The organism is Chryseobacterium lactis (assembly GCF_003815875.1).
GTDB classification, from domain to species: Bacteria; Bacteroidota; Bacteroidia; order Flavobacteriales; family Weeksellaceae; genus Chryseobacterium; species Chryseobacterium lactis.
On sequence record NZ_CP033924.1, the window covers coordinates 975,708 to 988,882 of the forward strand.

14 protein-coding genes are annotated in these 13,175 nt (G+C 36.2%); 4 read left to right on the top strand and 10 right to left on the bottom strand.

Translation table 11 applies throughout. From position 1 onward, the window contains the following. The first annotated feature begins 23 nt into the window (after positions 1-23). Positions 24-896: a helix-turn-helix transcriptional regulator gene (locus EG342_RS04155; RefSeq protein WP_164465145.1), complete on the top strand. Its 873-nt coding sequence runs from the start codon at positions 24-26 to the stop codon at positions 894-896. A gap of 93 nt (positions 897-989) precedes the next feature. Here EG342_RS04155 and EG342_RS04160 read toward each other — a convergent pair whose 3' ends face one another. Further along, on the bottom strand, positions 990-1,274 hold the full coding sequence (locus tag EG342_RS04160) for a hypothetical protein (protein WP_185126878.1): 285 nt from the start codon (positions 1,272-1,274) through the stop codon (positions 990-992). A 95-nt stretch (positions 1,275-1,369) separates the two neighbouring features. Next, complete coding sequence (locus EG342_RS04165; protein ID WP_103288550.1) at positions 1,370-2,977, bottom strand: fumarate hydratase; 1,608 nt, start codon at positions 2,975-2,977, stop codon at positions 1,370-1,372. Positions 2,978-3,146: 169 nt separating this feature from the next. Here EG342_RS04165 and EG342_RS04170 point away from each other — a divergent pair, with 169 nt between their 5' ends. Further along, positions 3,147-3,602, top strand: a complete 456-nt coding sequence (locus EG342_RS04170; RefSeq protein WP_103288551.1) for a hypothetical protein — start codon at positions 3,147-3,149, stop codon at positions 3,600-3,602. A gap of 1 nt (position 3,603) precedes the next feature. Next, positions 3,604-4,998, top strand: coding sequence for a class II fumarate hydratase (gene fumC, locus EG342_RS04175; RefSeq protein WP_103288552.1), 1,395 nt, complete (start codon positions 3,604-3,606; stop codon positions 4,996-4,998). A gap of 88 nt (positions 4,999-5,086) precedes the next feature. On the opposite strand, the gene EG342_RS04180 is transcribed toward fumC, so the two are convergent. The 3 genes from EG342_RS04180 to EG342_RS04190 are packed head-to-tail and all read right to left on the bottom strand — an operon-like array spanning position 5,087 to position 7,306. Then, positions 5,087-6,127: an outer membrane beta-barrel protein gene (locus tag EG342_RS04180; protein ID WP_103288553.1), complete on the bottom strand. Its 1,041-nt coding sequence runs from the start codon at positions 6,125-6,127 to the stop codon at positions 5,087-5,089. Between the two features lie 26 nt (positions 6,128-6,153). Then, on the bottom strand, positions 6,154-6,762 hold the full coding sequence (locus tag EG342_RS04185) for a hypothetical protein (protein WP_103288554.1): 609 nt from the start codon (positions 6,760-6,762) through the stop codon (positions 6,154-6,156). Further along, on the bottom strand, positions 6,749-7,306 hold the full coding sequence (locus tag EG342_RS04190; protein WP_103288555.1) for an RNA polymerase sigma factor: 558 nt from the start codon (positions 7,304-7,306) through the stop codon (positions 6,749-6,751). Before EG342_RS04190 ends, EG342_RS04185 begins: the two co-directional genes overlap by 14 nt. Positions 7,307-7,526: 220 nt before the next feature. Here EG342_RS04190 and EG342_RS04195 point away from each other — a divergent pair, with 220 nt between their 5' ends. After that, the gene (locus EG342_RS04195) at positions 7,527-7,718 is read left to right on the top strand and encodes a hypothetical protein (protein WP_123868025.1); all 192 of its coding nucleotides are present in this window, start codon (positions 7,527-7,529) and stop codon (positions 7,716-7,718) included. Positions 7,719-7,755: 37 nt separating this feature from the next. Here EG342_RS04195 and EG342_RS04200 read toward each other — a convergent pair whose 3' ends face one another. The 5 genes from EG342_RS04200 to EG342_RS25065 form a co-directional block, all read right to left on the bottom strand. Then, the gene (locus EG342_RS04200) at positions 7,756-8,694 is read right to left on the bottom strand and encodes a Dyp-type peroxidase (protein ID WP_103288556.1); all 939 of its coding nucleotides are present in this window, start codon (positions 8,692-8,694) and stop codon (positions 7,756-7,758) included. 21 nt (positions 8,695-8,715) lie between these two features. After that, the gene (locus EG342_RS04205; RefSeq protein WP_103288557.1) at positions 8,716-9,432 is read right to left on the bottom strand and encodes an ABC transporter ATP-binding protein; all 717 of its coding nucleotides are present in this window, start codon (positions 9,430-9,432) and stop codon (positions 8,716-8,718) included. 3 nt (positions 9,433-9,435) lie between these two features. Further along, positions 9,436-10,902, bottom strand: coding sequence for a DUF5687 family protein (locus tag EG342_RS04210; RefSeq protein ID WP_103288558.1), 1,467 nt, complete (start codon positions 10,900-10,902; stop codon positions 9,436-9,438). A 51-nt stretch (positions 10,903-10,953) separates the two neighbouring features. After that, entirely contained in the window at positions 10,954-12,603 is a 1,650-nt protein-coding gene (locus EG342_RS04215; RefSeq protein WP_103288559.1) for a DNA repair protein RecN, read from the bottom strand. 344 nt (positions 12,604-12,947) lie between these two features. Next, positions 12,948-13,121, bottom strand: coding sequence for a hypothetical protein (locus tag EG342_RS25065; RefSeq protein ID WP_164465146.1), 174 nt, complete (start codon positions 13,119-13,121; stop codon positions 12,948-12,950). Positions 13,122-13,175: the final 54 nt, after the last annotated feature.

A 13,175-nucleotide genomic window follows, 5' to 3' on the forward strand; every position in this document is an offset into this window, starting at 1 on the left:
CCATGGCTGTAAAAATATGTCGTATGAGGAATCAATCTAAAAATGGGTTTCTGTTCAGATCTCAGGACATCAAAATTGTAATGCAGGAAGATTCAGATGCCAGGCCGTCTTTCAAATCTCATATGCTTGAAGGAAAATCCAGTTTTAATCTTCTGTTTTTGCTTAGTCAGAATATCAATATGGAAGCTCAGGATTGTGGCACCTCGTTTTCATTCAAGAAAAATCAATACATCCTTCATTATTCTTCTGAAGAAAGTGTGGCCGAATTGTGGACAGAAAACCACGAAACGCTGAAATACCTTCAAATTCAAATTAATTACAGCTATATTTTCAACCTCATCAATCCTGAAGATAATCTGGAAAGTGCAGAAATTCTGGAAAATATGATTCATAATAATTTTATATTTCTGCATAAGGAAACTCCTCCTGATATGACGGTTGAGATGCATATGATTATCAATGAAATTATGAATTATTCTAAAAAAGGCGTTTTACAGAAATTATTTGTAGAAACAGAAATCATCAAACTTCTTATTCTGATCTTTGAGCAGTTTAACGGGAAGAACACTTTAAAATCAACTCCTGAGATTGGTAAGATGGTTAAAAAATTCATTGATGAAAATTACCATCGGAATATAAAAGCCGAAGAAATAGGAAAAATGGTGGGAATGAATCAGAATATTATCAGAAAGGAATTCAAGGCACAATATCACACGACAATTTCTCATTACATCTCGGAACTAAGAATGCTTAAGGCAAGGAAGCTCATTACAAACAATGAAATGATGATCAAAGAGATTGCTATTGAATGTGGATATGAGTACATTCAGAATTTTACCAGGGCATTTAAAAAGAAATTCGGAGTATCTCCGGAAAATCTCAGAAACAATAAATAGAAAAACCGCTTAAAAAAATTAAGCGGTTTATATATGTTGTTTTGCTTTGATATTACTTTTTCAGAATTAAGGTGAAAAAGCAATGACAATCAATTAATGATGATGTCCGTGATCATGAATGAAAGGTCCGTTCCCTTTCGGCTGGCTATAAATAACCTCTACACCTTCCTGCTCAGAAACAAGCTTTCTTCTGATATCTTCAGGATCGAAAGGCTTCACTTTTCCGAAATACTCCTTCAAACCTTCAGTAAGCCACATTGGGATTACTAATCCGAAGAACATAAAAATACACCAGAATCCTACTAAGAACATAGTAATGAAGAATATAGTCCATAGGAACTGGTAGAACGGCCAAAATGCTGATAAAATCGTTATCATTCTCTTAAAGATTTTAGGCAAAAATAGAACTTTTTTCCTTTTTACACAAAAGATCAGTGCTCTATTTTATTATTTATTTTAATTCTATATAGATTTTAATGGGCAAGGTCAGCAAAGAAGTCGTTTCCTTTATCGTCGGTAATGATGAATGCAGGGAAATCTTTAACTTCAATTTTTCTTACTGCTTCCATTCCCAGCTCCGGAAAATCTACAACATCCACAGACACAATATTTTCTTTTGCAAGAATTGCAGCAGGTCCTCCAATGGATCCAAGATAGAAACCTCCATATTTATGGCAAGCATCAGCAACATCTTTACTTCTGTTTCCTTTTGCCAGCATCACCATACTTCCACCGTGGCTCTGGAATTCATCTACATAAACGTCCATTCTTCCCGCTGTTGTTGGCCCAAAGCTTCCTGACGCCATTCCTTCCGGAGTTTTTGCAGGTCCTGCATAATAGATCGGGTGGTTTTTAAAGTATTCCGGCATTGGTTTTCCACTGTCGATGATTTCTTTAATCTTTGCGTGAGCGATATCTCTGGCCACAATTAAAGTTCCGTTTAATTTTAATCTTGTTTTAACCGGATATTTTGAAAGCTCTGCTAAAATTTCCGGCATCGGCTTATTCAAATCTATTTCAACAGCTTCTTCCAGGTGTGGCGGAGTAGCTGGCAGGAATTTCTTTGGATCTTGCTCCAATTGTTCAAGGAAGATTCCTTCTTTAGTAATTTTTCCTTTGATATTTCTGTCAGCAGAACAAGAAACTCCCATTCCTACGGGGCAAGAAGCCGCATGACGAGGAAGTCTGATCACTCTAACGTCGTGAGTAAGATATTTACCCCCAAACTGAGCTCCGATCGCACTTTCCTGACATATTTTCTGAACTTTCGCTTCCCATTCAAGGTCTCTGAAAGCCTGGCCGGCCTCATTCCCTTCTGTTGGAAGGTTGTCATAATATTTCGCTGAAGCTTTTTTCACTGCAGCAAGGTTGGCTTCTGCTGAAGTTCCACCAATCACCAATGCCAGGTGATAAGGCGGGCAAGCTGCCGTTCCAAGGTCTGAAATCTTGTCTTTGATAAATTCTTCAAGAGATTTTTCATTCAATAAAGATTTTGTCTTTTGGTACAGGAACGTTTTGTTGGCAGATCCTCCTCCTTTTGTCAGAAATAAAAATTCGTAATAATCTCCTTTTTTAGCATAGATATCAATCTGTGCAGGAAGGTTTGATCCTGAATTTTTCTCGTCAAACATTGTCAAAGGAACGACCTGAGAATATCTTAAGTTTCTTTTTTGATAGGTATTGTAAATTCCACGGCTTAAAAACTCCCCGTCATCTACTCCTGTGTATACATTTTCACCTTTTTTACCCATCACAATAGCAGTTCCTGTATCCTGGCAAGAAGGAAGTGCTCCTTCTACGGCTACAGCAGCATTTTGTAATAAGTTATAGGCAACGAATCTGTCATTGTCTGTAGCTTCAGGATCATCAATGATTCTTTTCAGGCTTTCCAGGTGGGAAGAACGCAGCATAAAAGAAACGTCTGCCATGGCTTCTTCAGCCAATAGTTCCAATCCTTTCGGATCGATACTTAGAATTTCTCTGTCACCCAGCTTTTCTACCTTTACATAATCTGATGTAAGCTTTTTATACACCGTATCATCTTTCTGAATTGGATACGGATCCTGATATCTAAAGTCCATTCAATTTTTGTTTGTGCAAAAATACGGCTTCCCTAAAAAACATGAGTAAAATCACTGATTTCAATTGATATTTATAATGATTATAAATTGCGGGTTTCTGACTTTATAAGTAACTTTATAAAAGTTATTTTAACTGTAGAAGGTTTAAAAAAATGCATATCCAAATTCAATGAAAAATATTTTAATTATACTTTTCTGTTTTACGATCTACAATAACAGCTTTGCTCAGAAAATACATGAAGATGCAATCCAGCTTTCAGGAAGTTGGGTAGGGAAAGTTGGGGAACATCCCATTAAGTTTGAAATTTTGGAAAAGACACCTAATTCTTTTACTTTTTCATTCATTAATTTTCAAAATGAAAGGTTTACAATCCTAAAATCTGATGTAACAACCAATGAAAAAAATGAATTTATCATCCATATTAAAGAAGCTAAATTTTCTTCTCAACGTTATGAAAATTGCATCTTTTCCACAGGAGTCGTAACACTCTCTGATCTTTCACAAAACAGCATGAGATTAAATTTAAAATCAGTGGGACCAACATGTTTTATAAGCTATGATGTATTAATGAACATGGATGATATAAAAGACATCATTTTAACTAAAGAAAAATCAAATAAATAATATGAATTACAGAATAGAAAAAGACACCATGGGAGAAGTGCAGGTACCTACAGACAAATTTTGGGGTGCACAGACTGAACGTTCAAGAAACAATTTTAAAATCGGTCCTGAGGGTTCAATGCCACATGAAATCATTGAAGCTTTTGCCTATTTAAAGAAAGCAGCGGCTTTTACCAATACGGATCTCGGAGTACTTCCTGCTGAAAAAAGAGATATGATTGCCAAAGTTTGTGATCAAATTCTGGAAGGTCAGCTTAACGATCAGTTTCCTTTGGTCATTTGGCAGACCGGTTCCGGAACTCAGTCGAACATGAATGTGAATGAAGTCATTTCAAACAAAGCACATGTCAATAACGGGGGAACTTTAGGTGAAAAATCTGAAATACATCCAAATGATGACGTGAACAAATCTCAGTCATCAAACGATACTTATCCTACTGCAATGCATATTGCGGCTTATAAGAAAGTGGTAGAAGTTACCATTCCGGCCGTTGAAAAGTTAAAAAATACACTGGCTGAAAAGTCAAAAGCATTTAAGGATATTGTAAAAATCGGAAGAACCCACCTGATGGATGCTACTCCATTGACTCTTGGTCAGGAATTTTCCGGATATGTTGCCCAGTTGGAATTTGGTCTTAGAGCTTTAAAAAACACATTACCTCATCTTTCTGAGCTTGCTTTGGGCGGAACAGCAGTAGGAACGGGATTAAATACGCCAAATGGCTATGATGTAAAAGTAGCGGAACATATTGCTACGTTTACAAAGCTTCCCTTTATTACTGCTGAAAATAAGTTTGAAGCTCTGGCTGCACACGATGCTATTGTTGAAAGTCATGGCGCCTTAAAACAGCTTGCCGTTTCTCTTTTTAAAATTGCTCAGGATATCAGATTACTGGCATCAGGACCACGTTCCGGAATCGGAGAAATTCATATTCCTGAAAATGAACCGGGATCATCTATTATGCCCGGCAAAGTAAATCCGACACAAAATGAAGCGCTGACGATGGTTTGTGCACAGGTTTTAGGAAATGACACTACCATTTCTTTTGCCGGAACACAGGGGAATTATGAATTGAATGTTTTTAAACCTGTTATGGCTTACAATTTCCTGCAATCTGCTCAACTAATTGCTGACGCTTGTGTTTCATTCAATGATCACTGTGCCGTAGGTATTGAACCGAATCATGAAAGAATTAAAGAACTTGTAGACAAATCATTAATGCTTGTTACCGCTTTAAATACTCATATAGGGTATGAAAATGCGGCAAAGATTGCAAAAACAGCTCATAAAAACGGAACAACTTTAAAAGAAGAAGCCGTGAATCTTGGCTTTTTAACCGCCGAACAATTCGACGAATGGGTAAAACCTGAAGATATGGTGGGTAGTTTAAAATAATGCCTGATCACATAAACAAAGCCTCAGTAACTCTGAGGCTTTGTTTCTTATTAATATGCTACAAACTTCATGATTAGTAGTTAGTTTTTTACCATCCAAAGGCCAACCCGAATAGCAGTGCTTTATCATTTTCAAAGCGTCCGTCTTTAAAAAAGTTACCAAGATCTCTTTTTACGAAAATACTGAAGTCACCATAAGAAACGGTCAACTGTGCTCCATAGATAAAAGGATTTACCTGATAGTTTTCTCTTTCACGCTGGCTGATTCCGTCGCCTTTTATAATATTATTGGTTGACATTCTTAATCCACCATACATATTAGCTCCTATTTTAAGACCTTCATCATAATCCCTGTATTGAATATCCATACTGCCATTTTTTAATTTAGAAAAATTATATTGTACCCCTAGTGGAAACACAATATATCCTGTTCTCAGCTTACTCTTGCTGAGGTTTTTATCAAATTTTTCCAGATAAACGTCTGCATTTCCATCTTTCGCAAAAAACATATTATTATCAACATTGAGTGTTCTCCATGAGAATCCGATTCCTGAGATCAATCCCCATCGGCTGGTTCTGCTAAACTGGTAATTCAATTTAAATCCAAACTCAAGATTTCCAGCATAACCCAGGTTTTTATCTAGTTCATTATCAGCCTTTGAGTTGGTAAGGCTCATAACTCCATATGAAATATACCCTCTAATATTTTTTGCTGGGCGTATTTTTTTTAAAAGTTTCTCCTTCAACTCTTCATTTGAGGTAACATCGGTATTCAGAAGTGAATATTTTACCTGTTTCTGAATCACATCATCAATATCAAAGCCCAGATCGCCGATTCTCTGATCTATTTTTTGGGAATAGCGGGAGGCTACTTCTGCTTTTTGTGTATTGAACTCTGCTTTATCAAGATTTCTGTCCTGTAAAACAAGCAATTCAGCTTCCATCAGTTTTTTTTCTTCCTTGATAATAGCATCAATTTTTCTGGCATATTCATCTACTTTTTCCTTTACAATAGGACTTACCTCTGTATCTTCTTTTGTTGGAAGATTGAATTTGAAAGGTTTTTTTTGTGAATAAACGGATCCGGATATCAGGCACACGAATCCCATCATGATAATTTTTTTGATCATATTATTAATTTTTTTGTTTAAAAAGATTATTTCCCGTTCAGATCGATGGTCGCTACATTACTTTTCCCTTTGGTTTTTTCAATAATGTCTTTATGCTCCACAGAAAAAAGTAAGGTTTCAGGATCCACGTATTTTTTATTCTTCACCGGCATTTTTAAAGTATCTGCCTGTGCGATAATTTTCGGATTAAGATATGGAACAGCTATTGGTTTATTTTCTAAAACAGGCTCTTTAAGCAGGCTTTTTTTATTCGCAACCACAGGAGTATTCACATTCCCTATTGTTTCCTGAAGCGAAACATTTTTTACAACATCACTTTGCGTGGCCTGTATTACTAAAGAAGGTTCTTTATGTTCAGATGGCAATGGAGATTGCTGAACTTTCGGCTTATTCACCTCTTTTACCATTTTCGGAGTCGTTTCAGTATTTTCATTAGAGAAAAACAAAATACTTCCCAAACCTAGCAACAACACCAGACCGGAAGCTACCAACAGCCAGCTTACCCGGGTTTGTGTGCGATTCACATTTCCTTTTTGAAGTTTTATTTCAGACCACAGATCTCTTGAAGGCTCAATTTCTCTCTCTTCCATCTGTTTTCTGATCTGAAACTCAAGATTATCTTTAGACGTGTTCATTTTTCATCATTTTTTGTTGTTGAAAATAGATCTTTCTTAATTTTTCTTTGGCTCTAAACAATTGAGTCTTGCTCATTGCTATTGAAATCTGTAAAGTATCGGCAATTTCCTGATGCGAATATTCTTCCAGAACATAGAGGTTAAAAACCATTTTATACGCATCCGGAAGCTGATCCAAAAGCTCCTGGGCATTGAAATCAAAATCGAAAGGCTCATCTATTTCTTCATGAAAAGAATGATTGATCTCATCCAGATAAAAGACCGTTTTACGGCTTTTGATAAAATTCAGACATTCATTGACAACAATTCTTCTTGCCCAGCTTTCCAGATTAGCTTCTCCTCTGAAACTTTCAATGTGCTTAAAAATTTTACAGAAGGCTTTAATAAGGCAATCTTCAGCCTGATATAAATCGCTGACATAGCTTTTGCTTACGTTTAAAAACCTTTTGACATTCTGTTCATAAAAAAGCTTTTGCGCCACCGGATCCTGTTTTTTCAGGCGGCTCAACAAATCATCTTTTTTATTTCCGAACAAAAATTTCATTCTAATGCTGTTTCTATTAATAAAGACACCAACTATTTAAAAAAGTTACAGAAAAAAAATATTTTTTTTATTAATCTGTATTTTTCACTCTGCACAACTTGCAAAATTTGAATACCAAAGCTTACCCTATAAAAATGCAAAAAACTGAATTTCAATTTTTTAACAATCTGATTTGTATTTTTTCATAAATTAGTGTAATACAAATCGTAAAACTATCACTATGAAAAATTTAAAAAGAATCAACAGAAACAATTTAAAACAATTGCTTGGAGGGAATACGTCCTCAATGTGTTCCGGAAGGCTTCAATATCTTGTCGCTTTTAACGGCTATTATGCCTGCTGCAAAGAAGAAGTCATGAATCCTTGCTCAACCACGGTCATGTGTATGCTTCCTATAGGTATGTGTGATTAAGTAAAAAGGTCGGAAATGTAGATTTCCGACCTTTTTATTATCCTGAGAATTCATCCAGCATATTCCTTGTAGGAACAAAGAAAAGTGTTCCCGTAACGGCAGTACTGAAATCAAGAATTCTGTCATAATTTCCTGGAGGATCGCCGACAAACATATTGGTCAGCATCTTTTTCGTGGTGGTAAATGTACTTGAATACGCAATAAAATACGTTCCGAACTCATTGGTAGAAGGGCTGCCAAAAGGCATATTATCTCTAACAATTTTCAATTCTTCTCCATTTTCACCTTCAATATTGGCTAATGCGATGTGGGAATTGGAAGGCTTTACTTCATCAGACATTTCAATATCATTCTCTTTTGATCTTCCGATCACTTTTTCCTGATCTTCCGTTGAAAGGCTCTTCCATGCATCCATATTGTGAAGATATTTCTGAACAAACAAATAACTTCCTCCTTTATACTGAAGATCTTCATCCCCGATTTTTGCAAAATAATCACGATCTTCTCCATGTGGGTTTTCTGTTCCATCAACAAAACCAAGGATTGAGCGGGCATCCCAGTATTTGAATCCATGAACTTCAAGAACACTTTCAGCCACAGAGCTTAGCAGTTTTGCAATTTCAATCGCCATATCAAAGATCACACTCTTATTGTCTGCCCGTAAATGAAAATGAAGATCACCGGGAGTGGATACGGCGGTATGCTTTACCCCTTTTATTTCTTCAAAATCAGAAAGTTCTTTGGGCATTGGATTGGGAAGATTAAGCTTTTTCCAGGCGTCAGCACTTATTCCCATCACACAGCTTGCTCTGCTGTCCGGGAACCTGTTAAAAACAGAATTATTAAGATTTAAAACCAACGCACACAGCTCCTGAAAAACATTCTTCAGCTGTGGCTCCTCATTCAGTTTCCAAACTGTAAAAATCGTATTGCTGTTAGGATAATCTGTTACATTTTGTGATTCTATCGTATTCATACATCAATGTTTTTTATCTGATCAAATAGTTGTTTCTGAAACTTGTTCTGCAAAATAGTTTTCAAGGTCTTTTAACGTCTCAGGATTGGTCTGGATATCTTTTACCAGCTGTCCTTTGTTGACCACCACAATTCTATTACAAACTTCTGTCGTGTGCGAAAGGTCATGGCTTGAAATAAGGAAAGTGACACCTTCCTGTTTAGACAGCTCTTTGATCAGGTTTTTAAGTTTAATCTGTGTAGATGGATCAAGGTTAGCAAAAGGCTCATCCAGAATAATAATTTCCGGATGCCCGATAATGGCTCCTACGATACCTACCTTTTTCTGATTTCCCTTTGAAAGATCACGAACATACTTCCCTGATTTAAGAATCTCACCATTGAAAAAATCATGAAAGGGTTTTAAAAACTCGTCTACAGAAGCTTTATTCTGGCCTCTCAATTCACCGATGAAGTAAAAATATTCCTCCGGAGTAAGATATCCTATTAAAAAGGTATCATCTACAAAAGCGGAAACTTTGTTTTTCCAGACCTCGGATTCATTTACTTTAATTCCGTCTATGCTTACGAAACCTGTGGTAGGCTGAATAAGATCCAGCATCAGGCTAAAAAGCGTTGTTTTTCCGGCTCCGTTATTTCCAACAAGACCAAATGTTTCACCGCTCGGAATTTCAAGATTTTCAATATTAAGAACCGTTGCCGTTCCGTATGTTTTGGATAAATTGTTTATAGTAATCATGATTTAACCTTTATTTTTAAATGCATCAAGTGCGTTGTATTTTTCTTTTTTATAAAGTTTTACGATGATATCGAAAATCCTTTCTCTCAATAAAAAGCCTATAAAGCCTAAGAAAGCAATACTTACAACCCCTGCCGTAATTCCAAAGAAATATTTTGTAAGTGCAAATACAGCCATGGGCAACAGCATTTTAGGAATCAAAAGAAACATCGACACCATATTAAAACTGTTTTTCTGTCCCAGTCTTTTTTCTTTCGAATTAAGATCAATCTGAGTTTTATTAAAAGCTCCCGACCAAAGTGTGAACTGAGAATTCACCCCTATATTGTACAATCCGGCGGCAAAAAAAGTAATATAAACTTCCCACCCAAAATAGGCATAGCAGAGCGCAATCACGATGGAAACTGCAGTCACAATATTCATCAGCCACCATTTTGCTTTTAAATATTCTTTGTACGGCACATTAAGGGTCATCATTAAAGGGTAATAGGAACTGTCAAAAGCCGGAACTCTTTGTCCGAATAAAAACTGAAACCCTCCGGTGACAAAAAGCCCCATAAACATCATCATTGCAGGAGTTTTATACATTGAAGAAGTAAACATGAGCAATCCGTAGAAAAGAAACATAAAGCTGCCCAACAGAATTCCTTTGGTGACTTTATTACGTCTTAACATTTTAATATCATTATTGATAAAGGTTCCGATGGCTCCGTATTTATTTAAAAATGCAATATTCTCGGTCTTTCCAATAGTTTTTTTCGCTTCAAGACCCTGATCAAGATAGAATTCTTTGCGTACATACCTGAAGCACAGCAACCATAAGACCACAAACAGAATAACCGGAACTACAGCTGCATAATTCATTTCATAGAAACTGTAAAAAATCTTTTCCGAATAAGACAAGATGGGAATGATATTGTAATATCCGAGGACGCCCAGCACGACACAAATTATACCCGCAATAATGGCTACGGTCTCTTTATCATTAAAGAAAATATTGAGAAAATTATTCAGATAGAATATCGCAGAAACGCCTATGAACCAAACCAGCATTCCCGGAAAACTATATCCTTTAAACAATGCAATCGCAGCAAAGGTGATAAAGAACAGCGAATTCAACCAGCTGAATGCCGAAAGAAAACTTTTGGTCAGCATATAATTGACCAGCGTATTCTTCCTGATGTTCAGCGTGAGAAACGGTTTTATATTCTGTGTGGGAATCTCCTGCCAAAGATATTTTAAAGCCAGATCAACAATCCAGGCAGCGATGAGAAACTTTGAGACAACTTTTATCGGATCCTGGTGCATTTCTTCCTGCACTAAAAAGAAAACGAGAAAAGCCCCTCCTGCGAGGCAACCCATGAAATAGAGGATTCCAATGAATCGCAGGATTTTCATGGTAAGATTGATCCCTAAAGAAGTACCACGGAAAAAGCTTTTAATTTCAAGCCTAAGGAACTTTAGAAACATATGATAGTTTTTTTACATTAGTAAATATAATGTAAAATATGTTACATCTCTTTAGCCAATTAACACCTTTGCCTGTGCTAATGCTGCATCAGTAATTGTGCTTCCGGAAAGAAGCTGAGCGATTTCATTCAGTTTTTCATTATCGCTGAGAGGAATGATTGTAGATTGGGTTTTTCCTGCGATGTCCTGCTTTACCACTTTATAGTTATCATTTCCTTTAGCAGCAACCTGCGCAAGGTGAGAAATGACAATAAGTTGCATATCTTCAGACATTTCACGCATAAGATTTCCTATTTCTTCTGCTACTTTTCCAGAAACTCCAGTATCGATTTCATCCAAAATAAGGGTTGGCAATGCATCACTTTCGGCAATAATTTTCTTTACAGCAAGCATAACCCTGGATCTTTCACCTCCGGAAATGGCCGTCTGAATCGGTTTTAAAGGAAATCCTGAATTGGCCTGGAATAAGAGCTGGATATTTTCTTTACCGAACTGATTAAATTCCGGAACATCGTGTAACTCGATATCGACCTTTGCTTTTTCTAATCCTAATTTTTTAAGAAGGCTTTCCGCTTTCCTGATAAAAACCGGAATATTCTTTTTCCTGTTTTTAGAAAGTTTTTCAGCAAGAGTCTGAAGCGTTTTTTCTTTTGCAGAGATATTTTCTTCTGTTTCTGCAATCTGGGCTTCCAGTTCTGTTGCCCCTTTCTGATCTCCCGCCAATTCATCACGTAAGGCAATCAGCTCATTGAGATCCGAAACATTATGCTTAACGAACAAGGCATTGATCTTGTTATTAAGTTCTGATAGACGAAGAAGATTTTCAGGGTTGATTTCTACCTTTTCAGCTTCATGTTCAAGCTCAGAAATGATGTCTTTCAATTCAACAAAAGAGGTTTCAAGTCGTTCATTAAGCTCTGCAAAACTGGTAGATACTTCAGAAATTCTTGATAGTTTAGCTTTAGCTTCATTAAAAAAAGACAAGATTCCGATTTCTTCCTGATGGAATCTGGATAAAATCTGACCCACGTTCTCGGAAATCATTCCTGCATTTTCCTGGATGGAAAGCTGGTTCTGAATATCCTCAAAATCTATATCATCAAGTTTTAATTCCTCAAGCTCATTAAGCAGAAATTCTTTATAATCACTTTCTTTATTGGTTTCTGAAAGCTGTGTCTTGAGTTTTTTAAGCAAAATCTTCAAGGTTTGAAAATCTGAAAACTGCTGCTGATATTCTTCAATAATTTTTTTATTCTCGGAAAGTCCGTCAATGATTTTAAACTGATATTCTGAGGTAAAAAGATTTGAGGTTTCAAACTGGGAGTGAATATCGATCAGTTGAGACGAAAGTTCCCGAAGAACATCCAAGGTTACCGGAACATCGTTGATGAATGCGCGGGATTTTCCTGAAGGAAGAATTTCGCGTCTGATAATTGTTTGAAGTTCGTAATCCAGATCATTCTCAATAAAGAACTTTTTAAACTGATTATTGAGGTCAAATTCAGTTTCAACGATGCTTTTTTCTTCAGCTTTGGAAATCGATTTTACATCGGCTCTTTCTCCAAGAATAAGTCGGAGAGCTCCCAAAATAATAGATTTTCCCGCTCCTGTTTCTCCGGTTATAACTTGTAAACCGTTTTTCAATGATACTTCAAGGGTATCAATGAGGGCAAAGTTTTTAATGTAAATTCTTGAAAGCATCGATAAATTTCTGGTTACTTTAAATGCAAATATAGAACTTTAGAAGTCAGGATTCAATAGCTATTATATGACAATCACATGAATTTTTTTTGTCCTCTTACTGAACCTCCTACTAGACTAATTTTAAAAGTGAAAGATCCTGAAGTGACCACCATTTTTGTAGTTACATGTTAGCTCACAACAAAAGGGGGGCAAAAAAAAGTAACCCTTATAGCTATTGGAGCCTTTGGGGTTACCTTTAAAAATTATAGCCGTCTTAGAAGCAATTTCTGTCTTCATGCGACTTTATCTTATATCGAATTGAGATCAATTTCATATCATGACTTATATCTCAATACAAAATTCTAAACCATACAACGGCAATCTTTGTTGGGAGGATAGTATCCAATGCATGTTCTTACACCGTCCTGGGTGTTCCACAAGCAGCAGCCACTGCATCCATAATCTATAGGGCCACTCCCTAAAATGTTTTTTTGTTGGTCTCTGGTAAGCTTTTGCGCTTTGATTTTTGATTTCATATTATTCAAAATTTGGTGATGATTAATAAATACTATAACAACAAATATAAAAAA

What these genes read in the sequence shown, in the direction of transcription:
- EG342_RS04200 (WP_103288556.1), bottom strand. Translation starts at nt 8,694, where the DNA reads ATGAATACGATAGAATCACAAAATGTAACAGATTATCCTAACAGCAAT.
- EG342_RS04190 (WP_103288555.1), bottom strand. Translation starts at nt 7,306, where the DNA reads ATGAAATTTTTGTTCGGAAATAAAAAAGATGATTTGTTGAGCCGCCTG.
- EG342_RS04195 (WP_123868025.1), top strand. Translation starts at nt 7,527, where the DNA reads ATGAAAAATTTAAAAAGAATCAACAGAAACAATTTAAAACAATTGCTT.
- EG342_RS04185 (WP_103288554.1), bottom strand. Translation starts at nt 6,762, where the DNA reads ATGAACACGTCTAAAGATAATCTTGAGTTTCAGATCAGAAAACAGATG.
- EG342_RS25065 (WP_164465146.1), bottom strand. Translation starts at nt 13,121, where the DNA reads ATGAAATCAAAAATCAAAGCGCAAAAGCTTACCAGAGACCAACAAAAA.
- EG342_RS04210 (WP_103288558.1), bottom strand. Translation starts at nt 10,902, where the DNA reads ATGTTTCTAAAGTTCCTTAGGCTTGAAATTAAAAGCTTTTTCCGTGGT.
- EG342_RS04180 (WP_103288553.1), bottom strand. Translation starts at nt 6,127, where the DNA reads ATGATCAAAAAAATTATCATGATGGGATTCGTGTGCCTGATATCCGGA.
- EG342_RS04160 (WP_185126878.1), bottom strand. Translation starts at nt 1,274, where the DNA reads ATGATAACGATTTTATCAGCATTTTGGCCGTTCTACCAGTTCCTATGG.
- EG342_RS04215 (WP_103288559.1), bottom strand. Translation starts at nt 12,603, where the DNA reads ATGCTTTCAAGAATTTACATTAAAAACTTTGCCCTCATTGATACCCTT.
- EG342_RS04170 (WP_103288551.1), top strand. Translation starts at nt 3,147, where the DNA reads ATGAAAAATATTTTAATTATACTTTTCTGTTTTACGATCTACAATAAC.
- fumC (WP_103288552.1), top strand. Translation starts at nt 3,604, where the DNA reads ATGAATTACAGAATAGAAAAAGACACCATGGGAGAAGTGCAGGTACCT.
- EG342_RS04155 (WP_164465145.1), top strand. Translation starts at nt 24, where the DNA reads ATGAGGAATCAATCTAAAAATGGGTTTCTGTTCAGATCTCAGGACATC.
- EG342_RS04165 (WP_103288550.1), bottom strand. Translation starts at nt 2,977, where the DNA reads ATGGACTTTAGATATCAGGATCCGTATCCAATTCAGAAAGATGATACG.
- EG342_RS04205 (WP_103288557.1), bottom strand. Translation starts at nt 9,432, where the DNA reads ATGATTACTATAAACAATTTATCCAAAACATACGGAACGGCAACGGTT.